Origin of the sequence: Pollutimonas thiosulfatoxidans (genome assembly GCF_004022565.1) — a bacterium.
GTDB classification, from domain to species: domain Bacteria; phylum Pseudomonadota; class Gammaproteobacteria; order Burkholderiales; family Burkholderiaceae_B; genus Pusillimonas_D; species Pusillimonas_D thiosulfatoxidans.
On sequence record NZ_CP022987.1, the window covers coordinates 3039413 to 3057841 of the forward strand.

At 59.4% G+C, this 18429-nt stretch carries 18 protein-coding genes; 10 read left to right on the forward strand and 8 right to left on the reverse strand.

The annotated features are described in order from the left end of the window. The first annotated feature begins 94 nt into the window (after nt 1-94). From CKA81_RS14775 to CKA81_RS14785, 3 genes are read left to right on the forward strand one after another with little or no spacing between them, the layout of a single operon-like run. Nucleotides 95-703 (forward strand): shikimate kinase, encoded by a 609-nt coding sequence (locus tag CKA81_RS14775; RefSeq protein WP_128355972.1) that lies wholly within the window; start codon nt 95-97, stop codon nt 701-703. Continuing rightward, entirely contained in the window at nt 700-1788 is a 1089-nt protein-coding gene (gene aroB / locus CKA81_RS14780; protein WP_128355973.1) for a 3-dehydroquinate synthase, read from the forward strand. Before CKA81_RS14775 ends, aroB begins: the two co-directional genes overlap by 4 nt. Nucleotides 1789-1796: 8 nt before the next feature. Beyond that, the gene (locus tag CKA81_RS14785) at nt 1797-2924 is read left to right on the forward strand and encodes a deoxyguanosinetriphosphate triphosphohydrolase (RefSeq protein WP_128355974.1); all 1128 of its coding nucleotides are present in this window, start codon (nt 1797-1799) and stop codon (nt 2922-2924) included. A gap of 22 nt (nt 2925-2946) precedes the next feature. Here CKA81_RS14785 and uvrA read toward each other — a convergent pair whose 3' ends face one another. Continuing rightward, entirely contained in the window at nt 2947-5793 is a 2847-nt protein-coding gene (gene uvrA / locus CKA81_RS14790) for an excinuclease ABC subunit UvrA (RefSeq protein ID WP_128355975.1), read from the reverse strand. A 130-nt stretch (nt 5794-5923) separates the two neighbouring features. Here uvrA and CKA81_RS14795 point away from each other — a divergent pair, with 130 nt between their 5' ends. Together CKA81_RS14795 and ssb are read left to right on the forward strand one after the other, a co-directional pair. Beyond that, on the forward strand, nt 5924-7111 hold the full coding sequence (locus tag CKA81_RS14795; protein WP_128355976.1) for an MFS transporter: 1188 nt from the start codon (nt 5924-5926) through the stop codon (nt 7109-7111). 102 nt (nt 7112-7213) lie between these two features. Beyond that, nucleotides 7214-7711 carry a single-stranded DNA-binding protein gene (gene ssb / locus CKA81_RS14800; RefSeq protein WP_128355977.1) on the forward strand — a complete coding sequence of 166 codons (498 nt, stop codon included), beginning with the start codon at nt 7214-7216 and terminating at the stop codon, nt 7709-7711. Between the two features lie 110 nt (nt 7712-7821). On the opposite strand, the gene CKA81_RS14805 is transcribed toward ssb, so the two are convergent. From CKA81_RS14805 to CKA81_RS14830, 6 genes are all read right to left on the reverse strand, one after another. Then, nucleotides 7822-8097 (reverse strand): hypothetical protein, encoded by a 276-nt coding sequence (locus tag CKA81_RS14805; protein ID WP_128355978.1) that lies wholly within the window; start codon nt 8095-8097, stop codon nt 7822-7824. Nucleotides 8098-8237: 140 nt separating this feature from the next. Next, nucleotides 8238-9275, reverse strand: a complete 1038-nt coding sequence (locus CKA81_RS14810; RefSeq protein WP_128355979.1) for a TRAP transporter substrate-binding protein — start codon at nt 9273-9275, stop codon at nt 8238-8240. Between the two features lie 23 nt (nt 9276-9298). Beyond that, nucleotides 9299-10579 (reverse strand): TRAP transporter large permease subunit, encoded by a 1281-nt coding sequence (locus CKA81_RS14815; protein ID WP_128355980.1) that lies wholly within the window; start codon nt 10577-10579, stop codon nt 9299-9301. A 24-nt stretch (nt 10580-10603) separates the two neighbouring features. Then, nucleotides 10604-11158, reverse strand: a complete 555-nt coding sequence (locus tag CKA81_RS14820) for a TRAP transporter small permease (protein WP_228255733.1) — start codon at nt 11156-11158, stop codon at nt 10604-10606. A 24-nt stretch (nt 11159-11182) separates the two neighbouring features. Beyond that, nucleotides 11183-12040, reverse strand: a complete 858-nt coding sequence (locus CKA81_RS14825) for a fumarylacetoacetate hydrolase family protein (protein WP_128355981.1) — start codon at nt 12038-12040, stop codon at nt 11183-11185. A gap of 24 nt (nt 12041-12064) precedes the next feature. Beyond that, entirely contained in the window at nt 12065-12811 is a 747-nt protein-coding gene (locus tag CKA81_RS14830) for an SDR family oxidoreductase (protein WP_128355982.1), read from the reverse strand. A gap of 270 nt (nt 12812-13081) precedes the next feature. Between CKA81_RS14830 and CKA81_RS14835 the strand changes: the two genes are divergently transcribed. Beyond that, nucleotides 13082-13918 (forward strand): IclR family transcriptional regulator, encoded by an 837-nt coding sequence (locus tag CKA81_RS14835; RefSeq protein WP_128355983.1) that lies wholly within the window; start codon nt 13082-13084, stop codon nt 13916-13918. A 102-nt stretch (nt 13919-14020) separates the two neighbouring features. Continuing rightward, entirely contained in the window at nt 14021-14209 is a 189-nt protein-coding gene (locus CKA81_RS14840) for a DUF3008 family protein (protein WP_128355984.1), read from the forward strand. Here the strand turns inward: CKA81_RS14840 and CKA81_RS14845 are convergent. Next, complete coding sequence (locus tag CKA81_RS14845) at nt 14204-14845, reverse strand: 2OG-Fe(II) oxygenase (protein WP_128355985.1); 642 nt, start codon at nt 14843-14845, stop codon at nt 14204-14206. The two genes, CKA81_RS14840 and CKA81_RS14845, sit on opposite strands and share 6 nt — an antisense overlap. A 131-nt stretch (nt 14846-14976) precedes the next feature. Here CKA81_RS14845 and CKA81_RS14850 point away from each other — a divergent pair, with 131 nt between their 5' ends. The 3 genes from CKA81_RS14850 to ubiA all read left to right on the forward strand — a co-directional run bounded on the left by CKA81_RS14850 (nt 14977) and on the right by ubiA (nt 18418). After that, entirely contained in the window at nt 14977-16008 is a 1032-nt protein-coding gene (locus tag CKA81_RS14850; protein ID WP_128355986.1) for an aromatic ring-hydroxylating dioxygenase subunit alpha, read from the forward strand. Nucleotides 16009-16244: 236 nt separating this feature from the next. After that, nucleotides 16245-17441, forward strand: coding sequence for an aminotransferase-like domain-containing protein (locus tag CKA81_RS14855; protein WP_128355987.1), 1197 nt, complete (start codon nt 16245-16247; stop codon nt 17439-17441). An 11-nt stretch (nt 17442-17452) separates the two neighbouring features. Continuing rightward, nucleotides 17453-18418: a 4-hydroxybenzoate octaprenyltransferase gene (gene ubiA / locus CKA81_RS14860; RefSeq protein WP_128355988.1), complete on the forward strand. Its 966-nt coding sequence runs from the start codon at nt 17453-17455 to the stop codon at nt 18416-18418. Nucleotides 18419-18429 lie beyond the last annotated feature (11 nt).

Here is an 18429-nt window from a genome sequence, read left to right on the forward strand (position 1 = left end):
CCGCAGTCAGACTATGATTTACGCATCAGGTTTCTGTAACCATGTAATGCAGTGTAGCGGCGAGTGTTCGGGTTGCAAGTGGGATAATACACAAATGAATGACTCTTTACCTTTGGAGCCCGCCGCCGAAGATGCGGGCCGCCATGGCCATCAAGAGCCGGAAGGCGCTACCTTACCGCACGATCTGCCCGTATTTCTGGTGGGCATGATGGGTGCCGGAAAGACTACCATAGGACGCAGCCTTGCCCGGCTGCTGGGGCGCGAATTCGTCGATCTGGATCATGAGCTGGAAGCGCGTTGCGGCGTGCGCGTGGCCTTGATTTTTGAAATTGAAGGCGAAGATGGTTTCCGTAAACGTGAGACCGCTCTTCTTGATGAATGTTCGCAACGTAGCGGCATTGTACTGGCGACCGGCGGCGGAGCGATACTCGCCCCGGAAAACCGGCGTTTTTTAAAGGATAGGGGTGTAGTCGTGTACTTGCGCGCCAGCCCTCAAGAGCTCTATAGGCGTGTTGCGCGCGACCGCAATCGACCCCTGTTGCAGACGCCCGATCCGCAAGCTCGGCTTCAAGCCCTGCTGGCCGAGCGTGAGCCGCTGTACGAAAGCGTGGCCAGCTTCATCTTCGAAACAGGAACCATGCCGGTTCCGCAGGTGTTGCGCACGCTTGTTCCCTTATTGCAACAACACGAGGTGCAGTCATGACCACAGTGCAAGTCAGTACGCCGGGCGGCGCCTATCCGATACACGTAGGCGCGGGACGCCTGGATCGTCTGGCCGAGAGCATACCCGCCGACGCCACGGCGATCGCGGTGGTGACCAACCCCAAGGTGGCTGCGCTGTATGGCGACCGTGTGCGGGACGCGCTGGCTGCCACCGGCAAGCAAGTGTTCTTCATCGAGCTGCCCGATGGCGAAGCCTTCAAAGACTGGCAAACCCTTAATCTTATTTTTGACGCTCTGCTGCAGAACCGGCTGGACCGCAAGGCCGTATTAGTTGCACTGGGCGGCGGCGTCATCGGCGATATGTGCGGCTTTGCGGCTGCCAGCTACATGCGCGGCATTCGCTTTGTGCAAGTGCCCACGACCTTGCTGGCGCAGGTGGACTCGTCAGTGGGCGGCAAGACCGCCATCAACCATCCCCTGGGCAAGAACATGATAGGTGCGTTCTATCAGCCCATAGCGGTTGAAATCGATACCGATGTGCTCACCACGCTTCCGGCTCGCGAGATATCCGCAGGGCTGGCAGAGGTCATCAAATACGGGATGATCATCGACGCAAAGTTTTTCGACTGGTGCGTCGCCAACGTGGCTGGGCTGCGTACGCTAGAGCCGCAGGCCATCACCTACGCCATCCAGCGCTCCTGCGAACTGAAGGCGCAGGTGGTCTCGCAGGATGAACGCGAGAGCGGCTTGCGCGCCATTCTTAACTTCGGGCACACCTTTGGGCACGCCATTGAATCAGGGTTGGGCTATGGCGAGTGGCTGCATGGCGAAGCTGTCGGTTGCGGCATGGTGCAAGCGGCACAGCTTTCGGCGCTGACGCAAGGCCTGTCGCTGCAAAGCGTGCGGCGCATCCGCACGCTGGTGCAAGAAATAGGCTGCCCCGTAAATCCGCCAGAGCTGGGCACCGAGCGCTGGATAGAGCTGATGCAAGTGGACAAGAAGACCGAGGGGGGTCAACTGCGTTTTGTGCTGCTGCCCGAGATAGGCCAGGCTTGCGTCGGGGTCGTGCCGCAGGAGGCGTTGAGCAAGGTGTTGGAGCCCGACACGGCGTCGGCGACGGCCTGAGCGCGATCATGTCAGTCCTGGCCCCCTACGCTTGTGATCCGACGCGGTCCCGCGGCCGCCAGCACGCTGAATCGCCGCCCACCGGACGCAATCAGTTTCAGCGCGACCGCGACCGCATCATTCATAGCAATGCGTTTCGTTTGCTCGAGTACAAGACTCAGGTGTTCATCAATCACGAGGGAGACCTGTTTCGTACGCGCTTGACGCACAGCATAGAGGTCGCCCAAATTGCCCGCAGCCTGGCGCGCAATTTGGGCTTGCACGAAGACCTGACCGAGGCGATCTCTTTGGCGCACGACCTAGGCCATACTCCTTTCGGGCACGCCGGCCAGGATGAGCTTAACGCCTGCATGCGCGAGCTGACACCGCAGGCGGGCGGCTTCGAACATAACTTGCAAAGCCTGCGCGTCGTGGACGAGCTCGAAGAGCGTTACGCCGCCTTTAACGGCTTGAACCTGTGCTTTGAAACTCGTGAAGGCATACTGAAGCACTGTTCGGTCAAGCATGCGCGCCTGCTGGGCGATGTGGGCGAACGGTTCCTGAAGCGGGCACAGCCTTCGCTGGAGGCGCAGATTGCCAATCTTGCTGACGAGATCGCCTATAACAATCACGATATCGATGACGGCCTTCGTTCCGGCCTGATCACGGTCGAGCAACTGCAGACACTGGAAATATTCGCCAGTCACCGAGCGCAAGTAGAGCGCTTATATCCGCAACTGGAAAAGCGCCGGCTGGTGGCCGAGATCATACGCGCCATGATCAATACCCTGGTCATAGACCTGACCGAAACGACGCTGGCCAATATACGCAGGCATGGCCCCGCTTCAGTGGACGAGGTGCGCGCCGCACCGCCGCTGGCTGCGTTTTCTGATGCCATGCGCGCGCAGGCCGATGCCTTGAAGGCATTTTTGCTCGAGAATCTATACCGCCATTATCGCGTCATGCGCATGACGACCAAGGCCAGGGCGATCGTTCGCGATCTTTTCCGCGCCTTTCTGCAAGAGCCGCGCTTGCTGGCTGATGAGTACCGGCGCAGCGACGATACGGCGCAGGCCCGTGCCATTGCCGACTACATCGCGGGCATGACCGACCGCTATGCCATCCGCGAGCACGGTCATCTGTTCCGCATGGACTGAACGGACCGGGCGCCGACCGCGCCTACGCTTGCAACAGCGGCTTCAGATAGCTACCGGTGTGGCTTGCAGAGGCGGCGGCAATATCTTCAGGCGTACCCTGAGCCACGATGCGACCGCCACCGTTACCGCCTTCCGGTCCCATGTCGATGACCCAGTCGGCAGTCTTGATGACATCCAGATTGTGCTCGATGACCACCACGGTGTTGCCACCTTCCACCAGCTTGCGCAAGACCTCAAGCAGTAAAGCGATGTCTTGGAAGTGCAGCCCGGTCGTGGGCTCGTCCAGAATGTAAAGCGTGCGGCCAGTGCTGCGTTTGGACAACTCAAGGGACAGCTTGACCCGCTGGGCTTCGCCGCCCGATAGCGTGGTCGCGCTTTGGCCCAGCCGTAGATACGACAGGCCCACGTCCATCAAGGTATGCAACTTGCGCGACACCGTCGGCACGGCGTCGAAGTAATCAAGCGCCTGCTCGACCGTCAGGTCCAGGACTTCGCTGACGTTGCGGCCGCGATAGCGGATATCCAGCGTTTCGCGGTTGTAGCGCTTGCCTTCGCAGACATCGCAAGGCACGTACATATCCGGCAGAAAATGCATCTCCACTTTGACTACGCCGTCACCCTGGCAGGCCTCGCAGCGGCCGCCCTTGACGTTGAAGGAGAACCGACCTGGGTCATAGCCTCGTGTACGGGATTCAGGCACGCCGGCAAAAAGCTCGCGTATGGGAGTGAACATGCCGGTATAGGTCGCCGGATTGCTGCGCGGCGTACGGCCGATAGGGCTTTGATCGACATTGATGATCTTGTCGAAATGGCTCAGACCTTCCAGGCTATCGTAGGGGGCGGGTTCGGTCTGGGCGCGATGCAACTGCTGCGCAACAGCGGTAGCCAGGGTGTCGTTGATCAGTGTGGACTTGCCCGACCCCGATACGCCGGTAATGCACACCAGCCGGCCTGCCGGTATGGCCAGATCGACCGATTTGAGGTTATTGCCGCGGCAGCCGTTCAGTTTGAGCCAGTGCAGTTCGTCGCTGACGGGTCGGCGCGCGGGTATGGCGATGGAGCGCACCCCGCTAAGGTATTGCCCGGTCAGTGAATCGGGGTTGGCCATCAAGGCCTCGGGCGTGCCTTGTGCGACGATGCGTCCGCCATGCTCGCCGGCTCCGGGGCCCATGTCCAGCACAAAATCGGCCGACCGTATCATGTCTTCGTCATGCTCGACCACAATCACGCTGTTGCCCAGGTCGCGCAGATGTTGCAGCGTGAGAATAAGCCTGTCGTTATCGCGCTGGTGCAGGCCGATGGAAGGTTCGTCCAGCACATACATCACCCCGGTAAGACCGGACCCGATCTGGCTGGCCAGCCTTATGCGCTGTGCCTCGCCACCGGAAATGGTGTCGGCGCTGCGATCCAGCGACAGATAGTTCAGTCCCACGTTGTTCAGGAACTGCAGCCGCGCTTCGATTTCGCGCACGATGCGCTCGGCGATGTCTTTCTTGGCGCCGGTAAGTTCCAGGGCCTGGAACCAGGCCAGGCAGGCCGACAAGGACAGCGCTTCCACTTCGTAGATTGCGCGGCCACGGCGCTGGCTTTCGCCCGGTTCGTCGCCGATCAACACATGGCGAGCCTCGGCCCGCAAGCGGGAGCCGTCGCATTCCGGACAGGTCTTGCTCTGGCGGTACTTGCCCAGTTCTTCACGCACGGCACTGGAGTCGGTTTCGCGCCAGCGACGCTCCAGGTTGGGAATAATGCCTTCGAAAGGATGCTTCTTGACGGTGGTGCGCCCTTTTTCGTTGAGATACAGAAACGAGATTTCTTCCGTATCCGACCCGTAGAGCACGCGCTGCCGGATTTCGGGCGCAAGGTCCTCGAAAGGGGTCTCGATGTCGAAATCGTAATGAGCGGCCAGGCTGGTCAGCAAGGTATGCGTGAAGGCATTGCGCCTGTCCCAGCCATTGACCGCACCGCTGGCCAGGCTAAGGCTGGGGAAGGCCACCACGCGTTTGGGATCGAAAACGTCCACGCAACCCAGGCCGTCGCACACCGGGCAGGCTCCCACCGGGTTGTTGAAGCTGAATAAGCGCGGCTCGAGCTCGGTCAGGCTGTGGTGGCACACCGGACAGGCATAGCGGCTGGAAAACGCGTGCTCTTCGTCGGTGTCCATATTAAGGGCGATGACGCGGCCGTCGGCCAGAGTCAGGGCCGTCTCGAAGCTTTCCGCCAGCCGCTGCTGGCTTTCCGGTTTGACGCGCAGGCGGTCGACCACCACATCGAAATCGTGTTTGCCGGTTTTCTTCAGCGGGCTGAGTTCGTCGATGGCCACCATTTCGCCATTGACCCGCAGCCGCACAAAGCCCTGGGCCTGCAAGCTGGCGCACTCATCTTCAAAGCTGCCCTTGCGCGAGCGAGCCAGCGGTGCCAGGATGGCCAGCCGGGTGTCGGCGGGCCAACTGAGAACTTTATCGACCATCTGGCTTACGCTTTGCGCCTGCAAAGGCAGGCCGTGCTCTGGGCAATAAGGCGTACCGACGCGTGCGTACAGCAGCCGCAAGTAGTCGTGTATTTCTGTGATGGTGCCTACTGTAGAGCGCGGGTTGTGGCCGGCGGACTTCTGCTCGATGGAAATAGCGGGAGACAGACCCTCGATCAGATCGACATCGGGTTTGTCCATCAGTTGCAAGAACTGGCGGGCATACGCCGACAGGCTTTCAACGTAGCGGCGCTGGCCTTCAGCGTACAGGGTGTCGAAGGCCAGCGACGATTTGCCCGAGCCCGACAGACCGGTTACCACCACCATCTTGTGGCGTGGCAGGTCGACAGAAATATTCTTCAGATTGTGCGTTCGGGCGCCGCGGATGCGTATCGCTTCCATAAGCTTAGAGTTCAGACCTTTCAGAGGCTAACTTGTTACTATAACGCGCTGCCTCTTTCGATGCGCTGGGCTGCCTGTGTGCCGACAAGGCGCTGCGCCGCGCAGCAGGCCCATTTACTATCGAGTTTCTATGAATGCCCCTACCCGAACCCGGCTCAAGCTGACGCCAACGGAACGCCGCGCCAGCGTGACGCTGGCCTTGCTTTTCGCCTCGCGCATGCTGGGCCTGTTCCTGTTGACCCCGATTTTCGCCGTCGCTGCGCTGAGCATACCGGGCGGGAATGACGCGGCCCGCGTCGGCTTTGCCCTGGGCGCCTACGGCCTCACCCAGGCGTTCATGCAGATTCCGCTGGGTATGGCCTCGGATCGCTACGGGCGTCGCCCTGTGATCGTATTTGGCATGCTGCTGTTCATTGCGGGCGGTGTGATGTGCGCGCTTGCCTCGGATATCAACTGGATTATTGCAGGCCGGATCATCCAGGGGTTGGGCGCGGTTTCGGCCGCCATCACCGCCTGGGTGGCGGACGCCACGCGACCCGAGGTGCGTACGCGAGCCATGGCCATGGTGGGCGGGTCCATCGGTATTTCTTTCGCTGCGTCCCTGGTGCTGTCGCCCATGTTGGTCGGCGAGTTTGGCTTGTCCGGTTTGTTCTGGGCGATCAGCCTGTTGGGCTTTGTATGCCTGCTGATTGCCTGCTTTGTCGTACCCACGGTGCCCCAAGCCAAACTGCCCATCGTGCAGGCGCGTCCGCGCGACGTGCTGGGGCATGTGGACTTGCTGCGCCTGAATTTCGGTGTGTTTTGCCTGCACTTCATCCTGATGGCGTTGTTCATCGTGGCGCCCGGCCTGCTGGCGACCTTGGGCGGTTACTCGTCGTCCAATCTGTGGGAGGTGTATCTTCCCGTCATCTTGCTGTCTTTCGTCCTGATGGTGCCGGCCGTCTTTTATACCGAAACGCGACGCGCCCATAAAATCGCGCTGGAAGTCGCCGTGGCCGGACTGGTGGTGGTGCTGGCCCTGATGCCGCTGGCACGCCACAGCTTTCTGGGCACCGTCATCCTGCTGATTGGCTTTTTCATTGCATTCAATATTCTGGAGGCCTTGCAGCCATCTCTGGTGTCGCGCGTGGCGCCCGCCGAGTACAAGGGCCTAGCCCTGGGTTTCTACAACACTGCGCAATCGCTGGGCGTTTTCATGGGGGGCGTTACCGGCGGTTTGCTGGCTTCGGCCCAACGTCCCGCCGCGGTATTTCTGGTTTCGTCGGCGCTGGCTTTCGTGTGGTTCCTGATCGCGCGTGGGTCCAAGCCGTTGGCGTAGGTGGATCAATTTGCTTCAGCGTGCTTCTACTGGAAGACTGGTAGCGGGCTTGCTTATCGTCGATAATGACGTCAATGCAAACATTAAGGTAAGGGTATTGTCATGGCCTCAGTAAACAAAGTCATTCTCATCGGCAACCTCGGGCGAGATCCCGAAGTGCGCTACAGCCCCGACGGTGCCGCCATCTGCAACATTTCCATCGCCACCACGTCGCAATGGAAAGACAAGACCACGGGCGAAAAACGCGAAGAAACCGAATGGCACCGCGTGGTGTTCTATAACCGCCTGGCCGAAATCGCCGGCGAATACCTCAAGAAAGGCCGTGCCGTCTATGTGGAAGGCCGTCTAAAGACGCGCAAATGGCAAGACAAAGACACCGGCGCTGATCGCTACAGCACCGATATCGTGGCCGACCAAATGCAGATGCTGGGTGGTCGCGACGGCGACTCGGGCGGCGGTGGTGGTGGCGGTGACTACAACCAGGCTCCCGCCGGGCAGCAGCAACAACGTGCGCAGCGCCCTGCGCAGGGTCGTCCTGCCGCGCCTGCGGCATCGCCGGCAGCCAATCTGGCTGATATGGACGACGATATCCCCTTCTAAGCAACGCTCACTGCGCTACCGCTATGCGGGCCTACCGCGGCCGCGTAGTCGTCGATATCGCGGGCGCTCAGGCGTAATTGCCCGGGAATCGCCCTCGGCGTTGTCGGTGCTTAACGAAGCTTGGTCAGCGCAGAGGCTACCCTGGCGACGCCGCCGCGGCCGGTGGCGGCCCTGCCAATAAGTGCCGTGCCCAGTCCCATCATGATGCCGCGTCCCAGCATGGACCGGCTTTTGGCACCGGCCAGCAGCAACAACGAGCCGGCAGCCAGTACAAACAAGTGTTCGCCCGGGAAGTCCGGGCGGCGTTCGTCCAGCTCTTTGACTTCTCGAACGGTGGAGGTGGCGTCTTCGGCGAGGGACGATACTTTGGTCGATAGGCTGTTCATGTCGGTGTCTCATTGCGGCTGTGGGGACGTATCCCTGCAAGGGCTGTGCCTGCTGGGGACGACAGCTACACAAAAAAAGGCCCATGTCATCCAGACATGGGCCTTTTTAGCGACGGGGCCATAACGCGCCCCTGCGGCAATTACTGCGATTCGCCTTTCTTGGCTTCAGCCAGGATGGCGTCGACGGTTGGCGCGCCGATCTTCACTTTCAGGTCGGCCAGGATCGGTTCAAGTTTGTCGCGGATGGCTTCTTTCTCTGCGGTCGAGAACTGCGATACTTTCACGCCCTGGTCTTTCAGGTAGGCAAGTGCTTCCACGTTGGCTTCGCGGCTGATCTTGCGCTGATATTGCTGGGAGTCCTTGGCAGCGGTTTCGATGATTTTCTTCTCGTCGGCCGACAGCTTGTCCCACCATTTTTTCGACGCCAGCAACACGAACGGTGTGTAGACGTGGTTGGAAATGGTCAGGTAGGGCTGGACCTCGTAGAACTTGCTGGTCTGGATGGTGCTTAGCGGGTTCTCTTGGCCGTCGACGGTTTTGGTTTCCAGTGCGGTGAAGAGCTCAGTAAACGGCATGGGGATCGCGTTGGCGCCCAGGCCATTGAACACGCTTAATGCAACCTGGTTTTGCATCACGCGCAGCTTGATGCCTTCCAGATCGGAAGCGGCTTTGATCTCGCGGTTCGAGTTCGTGATGTTACGGAAGCCGTTTTCCCAGTACAGCAAGGCGACCAGGCCCTTGTCGTTCAGCATGTCCAGCAGCTTGCGTCCTTCGGGACCGTCCAGGACATAGTCGGCGACTTTCTCGTTATCGAACAGGAAGGGCAGGTCGAAAACGCCAAACTCCTTGACCAGCCCGGCCAATGGTGCGGTCGATACAAAGGTCATCTCTTGCGATCCGCCGATCAGTGCGTTCTGCATCTGCTCATCGGAACCCAGGGAGCCATTGCCGTAGGTGCGTACGTCAAGCTTGCCATCGCTAAGCTCTTTGACCTTATCGGCAAAGTAGCGCGTAGCCTTGCCCGTGGGGCTTTCCTCGGCCAGGCCGTAACCGAAGCGAATAACGCGCTTCTGGACGTCTTGCGCCATGACGCTATGAGAAGCCAGGCTAAGGGCGGCGGCCGCCGTAAAGCCGATGGCTATGCGTTTTAAGCTAAATGTGTTCAGTAATCGTGACATGTTGTCTCACCCTCTTTTCTACGTTAATAAAACCAGCGCAGCGGAGCCAAAACGATCTCCGGAAAGATCACCAAGGCGCAAATCAGACCCGTATACGCCAGAACATATGGCCACACACCCTTGATGATGTCTTCCATCCTGATTTTGGCCACGCTACACACTACGTTCAGCACAGTGCCTACCGGCGGCGTCAACAGCCCCGTGCAACCCACCATGATGAAGATCACTCCGAAATAGGTCGGATCGATACCGGCCTTCTTGATTACCGGCATCAGCACCGGCGCCAGAATAAGAATGGTTGGTGTCAGATCCATTGCCGTACCTATCAGGGTCAGCAAGATAACGATCATGAACATCAGCATCGTGGGCGAGTCGATCAAGGGGCCCAGCATCTCGATCAGGGCGCGGGGCAGATCCGCCAAGGTAATCATATAGGACGTTACGAGCGCCGCCGCTACCAGGAACATCACTACGGCGGTAGTCATGGCCGCGTTCACCAAGAGAGGGAACAAGCTCTTGAAAGTGATCTCTTTGTAGATCACCATGCTGACGAACAACGCATACACGGCCGCGACCGCCGCTGCTTCAGTCGGCGTGAAGATGCCTCCGCGCAGGCCGCCGATGATTATGACCGGCAGGAACAGTGCCCAAGCGGAATCACGCATAGCCTTGGCTCGTATGGGCCAGGGCTCTTTGACCGAGGACTGCATGGTGGTCGAGCTTCTGGACACAAGAAACCAGGTCAGGACCAGCACCAAACCCATTAGCAACCCGGGGACGATGCCGGCGATGAATAATTTCGTGATCGAAACGTTGGCCGCGACACCAAAAATAATGAAAGAAATGGAAGGCGGGATAATCGGGGCAACAATGCCGCCCGCGGCGATCAACCCCGTGGCCTTATTGATGTCATAGCCGCGACTACGCAACATGGGAACCAGCATCGCCGCCAGGGCCGCCGCATCGGCAACGGCCGAGCCGGACAAGGCGGCAAGCAAGATGCTGGCCATAATGGCAACATAGCCCAGGCCGCCATGGATATGCCCGACGAAGGTGGTGGCCAGGTGCACCATCCGCCGGGACATTCCGCCTGCATTCATGACTTCGCCCGCCAGCATGAACAGGGGCACGGCCATCAGGGCGAAGCTGTCGGCCCCGGTCAACATGTTCTGCGCGAGTATCTGCGTGTCGAAGAACGACAGGTGGAACATCAGCGCGATGGCGCTGAGCAGCAGGGCAAAGGCAATTGGCACGCCGAAAGCCATGAAGCCAAGCAGAACGCCAACGAAGATCAATATAGTCATAACGGTGTCGCGCGTCCTGTGGGATCAGATGTCTTCGATGTAGTCGAGCGAGGTCATGAAGGTCGCTGTGTTTTCAGCGGTCGCGGGGGTGCGTAAGGCAATCCAGAGATCGATCAGCGTCATTACTGCCATGGCCGTTGCGCAGAACCAGACGGCGCCGCTGAAGACGGCAATGGGAACACCCGAAACCGGCGTTACCGTGCTCAGGCCAATAACGGTTTGGGCCCAGCCGCCTTCAATCAGCAGGCCGAGTACGGTCAGAATGATCAACTGGCGCAGCACGTGTACGATTTTTTGCCATCGGGGTGAGAACCGCGTAATAAGCATGCTGATGGCGAGGTGCTGCTTGGCGCGAAAAGCCAGCACGGCGCCAATGAAAATCAGCCACACAAAACACATGCGGGCCACTTCTTCGGAAATGTTGATGCCCGAATTGAATACGTAGCGCATGACAACATTGCCGAACACCAGCAGCAGCATCAATAGCATGCTGAACGCAATAGCCACCGTCAGCAAGCGGAACAAGCCGTCGGCGATTTTTTTCAGAAGACGGCTGCTGGTGTGGTCCGCGACGGGCATGTGCTCTCCAGAGGATTAGTGGGTTCAGTCCAGCAGGCTGGCGTTCCAGGCGTGAACTTTCTGTTCCTGCTCGCCCAGCCCTTGTATGCCCAGTCGCATGACGTCACCATCCTTCAGAAACACTGGAGGCTTCTGGCCCAAGCCAACGCCGGGTGGTGTACCGGTGGATATCAGGTCGCCGGGATACAGGGTGGTGAACTGGCTGATGTAATGGACCAAATGAGCCACGCTGAAGATCATGGTCTTGGTGCTGCCGTTCTGGAAGCGCTTGCCATTGACGTCCAGCCACATGGACAAATTCTGCGGGTCGCCGACTTCGTCGGCAGTGACCAGCCAGGGGCCGATGGGGCCGAAGGTGTCGCAGCCTTTACCTTTGTCCCAGGTGCCGCCGCGTTCCATCTGGTATTCGCGCTCGGACACGTCGTTGACCACGCAGTAGCCGGCTACATGAGCCAGCGCGTCGGCTTCGGACACATAGCGCGCCTTGGTGCCAATGACCACGCCAAGCTCGACTTCCCAATCGGACTTGACCGAGTTGCGCGGCAGGACCACGGGGTCGTTGGCGCCGGTCGGTTGCGACCACTTGTTGAACAGAATAGGCTCGTCGGGTACTTGTGCACCGGTTTCGGCGGCATGATCGCTGTAGTTGAGCCCTACGCAGATGAACTTGCCCAGGCCGGCATAAGGAGTGGCGATACGACCGGGTTGCGCCACGATGGGCAAGGTCTCGATATCGATGCCCTGCAGTGCGCGCAGTTGGTCAGGTGCCAATGTGCGGCTGTCGATATCCGATACTTTGCCGGAAAGGTCGCGAACCTGCCCTTGTGCATCGATGCAGCCGGGCTTCTCGCTTCCCGGTTTGCCATAACGTAGTAGTTTCATGATTTCCTTCTTTATTTCTGGAGGCTAGATGGACCAGCCACCGTCGATGATTTGTGTCGTGCCTGTGGTGAAGGCTGCCTCGTCGGACGCCAGGTAGGCGGCCAGCGCAGCGATTTCTTCAGGTTTGCCCAGCCGGCCGACCGGCTGGCGCGCCACAAAAGCGGCCTGTATTTCCTGTTGTGTCTTACCGTATTTTTGTGCCTGCAATCCAATGCGCTCTTGCAGTGAGGGCGACTCGATCGTGCCCGGACAAATGGCATTGCAGCGTATACCGCGGTTCACGAAGTCGGCGGCTACGGATTTGGTCAAGCCGATCACGGCGGCCTTGGTCGTGGAATACACGAACCGGTTGGGCACGCCTTTGATGCTAGACGCGGCCGACGACATGTTGATGATGGAGCCGCCCTGCTTATCGAGCATGCCCGGCAGGAAAGCCCGTATCGTGTAATACATGGCATGCACATTCAGGTTGAACGAGAAATTCCAGGCATCCAGATCGCAGTCCAGCACGGTGCCGTCGTGCACATAGCCGGCACAGTTGAACAGAATGTCGACGGGGCCGACCTCTTGTGCCAGCGCGATGACATCGTTTTGCCGGGTGACGTCCAGGCGGCGGGTCGTTGCGCCAGCCAGGCCGGCAAGCGCCGACTCATTGAGGTCGGTGGCGATTACCGTGGCACCCTCGGCAAGAAATCTTTCTGCTGTTGCTCGGCCTATGCCTTGGCCTGCGGCCGTGATGACGGCGGTTTTGCCTGCTAAACGTCCTTCCATTGCTGCTCCGATACGCGATAGTGTGGCCCTTTGAAAGGCGCCTGAGGTTTTATCTGTGAAATGTATTTTCTGACTGCGAGCCAGTATCTCGCCATGAATATGGCATGTTCCAGGGTATGGGCTGCAGTTTCCATAGGGGATTTCCCTCTGGCGCGTCGACTTGTGCCCAGTGACGGCCACTCCGGCTGCGGGTTTCTTATGTAAAAATCAATTTCTTATATGGGGAGATTGCGCTAAGATCTGCTCGACAACACCGAAAATGAGGGATGAATGACGACGACGGATAGGGATCACGCGGACGCCGCCGACCCAGTGCCGAGCACGAAAGGTGTGCGATATGCGGCACCAGCGCTGGAGAAGGGGCTGGATATTCTGGAGGCATTGAGCGACACCGCCGAAGGCTATACGCTAAACCAGCTCAGCCAGACGCTGGGCCGCAACGTCAACGAAATCTTTCGTATGGTCGTAACGCTGGAGCGTCGCGGCTATATCCAGGTGGACCAGAACGACCGCTACACCCTCACCTTGCAGTTATTCAGATTGGCGCATCGTCAACCGCCGCTAAAGTCCCTGACCGCTGCGGCCTTGCCCATGCTGCATGAGCTGGCGGAACGCAGCCGTCAATCTTGTCATTTGTCTATTTTTCAGAACGGTCGCGTCGTTATCATCGCGCAGGTAGAAAGCCCCGAGCGCTGGACTTTCGGCTTGAAGCTGGGCGTGGTGATGGGATTGACGGATACCTCGTCCGGTCATGTGCTGCTGGCTTATCAGGACGAAGTCGAGCGTACGCGCATGTTAAGCGGGCATATCCGGGTGGAAGGCGAATTGCCCATGGACCCTGGCCAATTGTTTGCGTTGCTGACCGAAGTGCGCAAGAAGGGCTATGCGTCCATGCCCAGCATACAAATACAAGGCATTACGAATATTGCCTTCCCTGTGCGCGGCGCGGGGGGGCATGTGGTAGCCGCCATCAATATCCCGCACATTGCGCGGATAGACGGCACGCCTCGCCCGGGCATCGAACAGATCAAGGTCATCATGACGGACGTCTGCGCGCGGCTTTCACGACGGCTGGGCTACGACCCGGATGCGTCGCCCGTGGCTTAGCTTGGTTACATATGGGGGCTGCGGGCATCTTGTCAGCCTGCCCGCCACGCCCAATAATTGGATGCACAGAGTCTCTGGATAATCATTATCAGGAGGTGCACCATGCCAGCCAAATCTCAAGCACAGCAGAAAGCCGCCGGTGCCGCCTTGTCCGCCAAACGGGGCGAGACCAAGGTCAGCGACCTTAAGGGCGCATCCAAGTCGATGTATGAATCGATGAGCCAGAAAGAACTGGACGAGCTGGCGTCCACCAAGCGCAAAGGCAAGCCGGAACACAAGTCGAAGTCATAAGGGCGCGACAGGCAGCAAGGTTGCGTCGGTACGGAACCAGCCCGATAGACTCCAGCGCGTCTGGCTGCACGGCAGCACAGCGTGTGGCACCAGGTCGCTGCGAAAGAGGACCAGACGGCCGGCTTGCGGCAATACGCGGGCAAGTTCCCGCGTATTGTCGTCGGTGGCATATAGGCAAAGCTGGCCGCCGTCGTCGTCTGTCCAGGTCTGGTTCAGATAAAGCACCAGGGAAATGCTGCGGTGAGCCTGTCCCTTGTGCTGGTCCAGATGCTTCTTGTAGACGCCGCCTTGAGGGTAGCGCGCAAAATGGAACTCAGTGCTTTTCAGCCCGGCGAATAGTTCACGATTCAGCTGTTCACGCAGTGTCTCGGTCCAGTCCAGGAACTGGCGCACAGGCCCCTGGGCCTGCTCTGCTTCTATCCAGTAAATTGAGTCGTTTCGTATGCGCGGGTGCCGCGCCAGGGCTTTGCCCTTCCCAACGGCCGCCGGCTTGAAGTCGCCGGCGTCCCAGTGTTGCCGGCAGCTGGACAGTAGCCCGTGATGAAGCTCCGGCGAAATCAGTTCGTCAGAAACTACCCAGCCGCGCTGGGCCAGTGTGTCGATCAAGGTATCGTCAAGAGCCGAAGTCGCCAGCATGCGGGATGCCGCCATAAAAAGTGGGGCGTGAATTATAAATCAGCCGGCCTGCGGCACGCCAATGCGTAGGCTCGGGATACCCCGCTGCGAGTGAACTATGATTTAGCTATAGCGAAGTCATCGGAGTACCCATGTTTTTAAAAAATGCCTGGTACGTGGCGGCCAACGACCATGAAATCGGCCGCCAATTGCACCCCACCCGGATCCTGGGCGAGGATGTGGTCATGTACCGCAGCCTCGCCGGCAAGGTCGTTGCCTTGCACGATGCCTGTCCGCATCGGAAATTGCCGCTGTCCATGGGCCGCCTGCTGGACGATACCGTAGAGTGCGGGTATCACGGCCTGACCTTTGACTGTAGCGGAAATTGCGTCCGGGCGCCCGGCCTGGTGCACGCGCCGCAACGGGCGGTGGTGCGCAGTTATCCCACAGTCGAGCGCTATGGCCTGGTATGGATCTGGATGGGCGAGCCGGCACAGGCCGATCCCGGCACCATCATGCAGGTGGAACACTGGGGCGATCCTGCATGGGGCCTTAATCGTGGCGACGGCATGACAGTCAAATGCAATTATCTGTACCTGACCGACAACCTGCTGGATCCATCACATGTTTCGTGGGTGCATCAATCTTCCTTTGGCAGCCCCGACCTGGTGGGCTTACCGCTCAAGACGCAAGTGTCCGAAGACGGCGTGACGGTGTCCAGATGGATGCGCGATGTGGAGGTGGCGCCGTTTTATGCCAAGTTCGTCAAGTTCAGTGGTCGCTGCGATCGCAAGCAACATTACGAAATGCGGGTGCCGGCGCACGCACTGATCAAGGCCATTTTTACTCCCGCCGGTACGGGCAGCGATCACGAGCCCTATCATCCCGACGTCTTCCTGATGGACTCGTATAACTTCCTCACGCCAGTGGACGCGACGACAACGCGCTACTTCTGGTTCCAGATGCGTAATTTCAGCCCTGACGACGAAAGCGTGTCGCAGCAGTTCGCCGAGGACGTGCGGCATGCGTTCCAGGAAGATCGGGTCATTCTGGAGGCTGTGCAGGCGGGCATGGACAAGAGCCCATCCACCATGCATCTGCCGCTGGACTCGGGACCATTGAAGTTCCGACAGAAAATCAAGGCGAGGATCGTGGCAGAGCAAGAGCAACACCAGGCTGCCTGAAGTGGCGCCGGGGTTTATTTTCAAGACAGGAGAACACGGCATGACGACCGGTCAATGGATAGTGGTGGGCATGTTTGCAGGCGGGCTGATGTGCTCGGCAGCGCTATTTTGGACGCTGATCCGGATAGTGCGTCGCGACAAGCGCCGCGATAGCTGAAAGGAGCGCTTCTTTGGGCTGCCTTCTGGTAATCTAACAAATTATTCTTTTTGTTCTTTACCGGGGCTTTTTCTGGATCATGGATTCGTACACCCTCCCTTATACTTTTTCGCAGCGCGCGCAGCAACTGACCAGTTCAACGATTCGAGAGATCCTGAAAGTTACCGAGCGACCGGAGATCATATCTTTTGCCGGCGGTTTGCCGGCTCCTGATGGCTTCCCGGTGGACGTCATCAATCAGGCCTACGACACGGTATTGGCGAACAGCGGGCGCTCGGCCCTGCAGTATGGTCCGACGGAAGGCTATGCGCCCTTGCGCGCGTGGGTTGCCGAAGACCTCAAGCGGGTGGGTGCCAGCGTCGACGCCGACGAAGTCCTGATCGTTTCCGGCTCACAGCAAGCCCTCGATATGCTGGGCAAGCTGTTTATAGATCCTGGCAGCAAGGTCCTGGTCGAAGCCCCCAGCTACCTGGGTGCCATCCAGTCCTTTTCGTTGTTCGAGCCCAGCTACCAGGCGGTGCCGACGGACGATGGCGGGCTGATACCAGCGGGCCTCACCAACGACGTCGCCGCCGGCGCTCGCTTTATCTACGTGCTGCCCAACTTCCAGAATCCCACCGGGCTGACGCTTAGCCTGGAGCGCCGTCAGGCCTTGGTCGAGCGCTGCGCGGCGCTTCAGGTTCCCATCATCGAAGACGATCCCTATGGCGACCTGCGCTATGCAGGTACGGCGCAACCGGGCTTGCTCGGGCTGGGGCGCGCTGTGGGCGCGACCGTCATACGGCTGGGCTCTTTCTCGAAGGTGCTTGCTCCCGGTTTGCGCCTGGGCTATATCGTTGCGCCCCGTCCAATTATCTCCAAGCTGGTGCAGATCAAACAGGCCACCGACTTGCACACCGCGACCTTGACGCAGATGGCCGTCTACGAAACCGTCAAGACCGGTTTCCTGACCGAGCACCTGCCCAAGGTGCGCGACATCTACAAAGCCCAGTGCGGCTATATGCTGGACGCCATGGACGAGCACTTTCCGGCAACGGTCAGTTGGACGCGTCCTGAAGGCGGCATGTTCATCTGGGTGACCCTGCCATCCCATATTGACGGGACCGAGCTTCTGGCTCGGGCCATTGCGCGCAATGTGGCGTTTGTGCCAGGAGCCCCCTTCTTTGCCGGCGCCCATCCCCAGACCAATACCCTGCGGCTTAGCTTCGTAACGGTTCCCGAGGCCCGGATCCGCGAGGGCATCGCCATTTTGGGCGCCTTGATCAAAGAAAGCTGAGCCGGGCGGGAATGATCAACTCGCGTTCAGACCAAGATCCCAAGCTGGGCTCGCGGGCAGCCGACACGCCCGATCTGTCCGATATGCGTCCGGCGGACGACTGGGTGGCTCGGTGGCTGCCGCCGTCGTGGGGCCCTTATGCCCGGCTGTGCCGCTTGGACCGGCCAGTCGGTACCTGGTTGACCCTGTTGCCCTGTCTGGCGGCATTGGTGCAGGCCGCGGACGGCTGGCCCACTGTGTTGCGCATTATTGTTTTTTCCCTGGGCGCGCTGCTGATGCGCGGGATAGGTTGCTGCTTCAACGATATTTTTGACCGCGACATCGACAAGCAAGTCGAGCGTACGCGGTTTCGGCCCTTGACCAGTGGTCAGCTCAGCCTAAAGAATGCCTTGTGGTTTGTGTTGGCCCAACTGCTTGTGTGTGCCTTGTTGTTGCTGGCCCTGAACCCCTACAGCCGCTGGCTGGCGCTGGCGCTGCTTCCTATTGTTATCGTGTATCCATTGTGCAAGCGCTTTACCTACTGGCCGCAGGTCGTGTTGGGCATCGGATTTAATTGGGGCATGTTGATGGCCTGGTCCGATACTCGCGATGCCGTGCCGCTGGGGGCGGTTGCGATGTGGATGGGGGCAGTGTTGTGGCAGGTGGGCTATGACTCCATCTATGCGTATGTGGATGTGCATGACGACCAGAAGCTGGGCTTGCGTTCTACCGCCCTCCGGTTTGCCGACAAGGGAAAAGCCTGGATCAGCGGTTTCTATATTGCCACCATCGCCTTGTGGATTTACGGCGGTTGGGCCATACAGATGAATTGGCCGTATTTCCTGGTGATTGCCGCCATAGGCATTCATTTCAGCTGGCAAATGCGGGTTTTCAGCCTGGCGCGACCCGATCGGAACTTCATGCTGTTCCGTTCAAACATGGCAGTAGGCATCATGCTGTTGCTTGCCGCGCTTGCCGGTACCGTTGCAGCGGCTTGACGCGCCGGCAA

Bases quoted from the DNA above. Each gene is read 5' to 3' on its own strand.
- CKA81_RS14775 (WP_128355972.1), top strand. From the start codon at position 95: ATGAATGACTCTTTACCTTTGGAGCCCGCCGCCGAAGATGCGGGCCGC.
- aroB (WP_128355973.1), top strand. From the start codon at position 700: ATGACCACAGTGCAAGTCAGTACGCCGGGCGGCGCCTATCCGATACAC.
- CKA81_RS14785 (WP_128355974.1), top strand. From the start codon at position 1,797: ATGTCAGTCCTGGCCCCCTACGCTTGTGATCCGACGCGGTCCCGCGGC.
- uvrA (WP_128355975.1), bottom strand. From the start codon at position 5,793: ATGGAAGCGATACGCATCCGCGGCGCCCGAACGCACAATCTGAAGAAT.
- CKA81_RS14795 (WP_128355976.1), top strand. From the start codon at position 5,924: ATGAATGCCCCTACCCGAACCCGGCTCAAGCTGACGCCAACGGAACGC.
- ssb (WP_128355977.1), top strand. From the start codon at position 7,214: ATGGCCTCAGTAAACAAAGTCATTCTCATCGGCAACCTCGGGCGAGAT.
- CKA81_RS14805 (WP_128355978.1), bottom strand. From the start codon at position 8,097: ATGAACAGCCTATCGACCAAAGTATCGTCCCTCGCCGAAGACGCCACC.
- CKA81_RS14810 (WP_128355979.1), bottom strand. From the start codon at position 9,275: ATGTCACGATTACTGAACACATTTAGCTTAAAACGCATAGCCATCGGC.
- CKA81_RS14815 (WP_128355980.1), bottom strand. From the start codon at position 10,579: ATGACTATATTGATCTTCGTTGGCGTTCTGCTTGGCTTCATGGCTTTC.
- CKA81_RS14820 (WP_228255733.1), bottom strand. From the start codon at position 11,158: ATGCCCGTCGCGGACCACACCAGCAGCCGTCTTCTGAAAAAAATCGCC.
- CKA81_RS14825 (WP_128355981.1), bottom strand. From the start codon at position 12,040: ATGAAACTACTACGTTATGGCAAACCGGGAAGCGAGAAGCCCGGCTGC.
- CKA81_RS14830 (WP_128355982.1), bottom strand. From the start codon at position 12,811: ATGGAAGGACGTTTAGCAGGCAAAACCGCCGTCATCACGGCCGCAGGC.
- CKA81_RS14835 (WP_128355983.1), top strand. From the start codon at position 13,082: ATGACGACGACGGATAGGGATCACGCGGACGCCGCCGACCCAGTGCCG.
- CKA81_RS14840 (WP_128355984.1), top strand. From the start codon at position 14,021: ATGCCAGCCAAATCTCAAGCACAGCAGAAAGCCGCCGGTGCCGCCTTG.
- CKA81_RS14845 (WP_128355985.1), bottom strand. From the start codon at position 14,845: ATGCTGGCGACTTCGGCTCTTGACGATACCTTGATCGACACACTGGCC.
- CKA81_RS14850 (WP_128355986.1), top strand. From the start codon at position 14,977: ATGTTTTTAAAAAATGCCTGGTACGTGGCGGCCAACGACCATGAAATC.
- CKA81_RS14855 (WP_128355987.1), top strand. From the start codon at position 16,245: ATGGATTCGTACACCCTCCCTTATACTTTTTCGCAGCGCGCGCAGCAA.
- ubiA (WP_128355988.1), top strand. From the start codon at position 17,453: ATGATCAACTCGCGTTCAGACCAAGATCCCAAGCTGGGCTCGCGGGCA.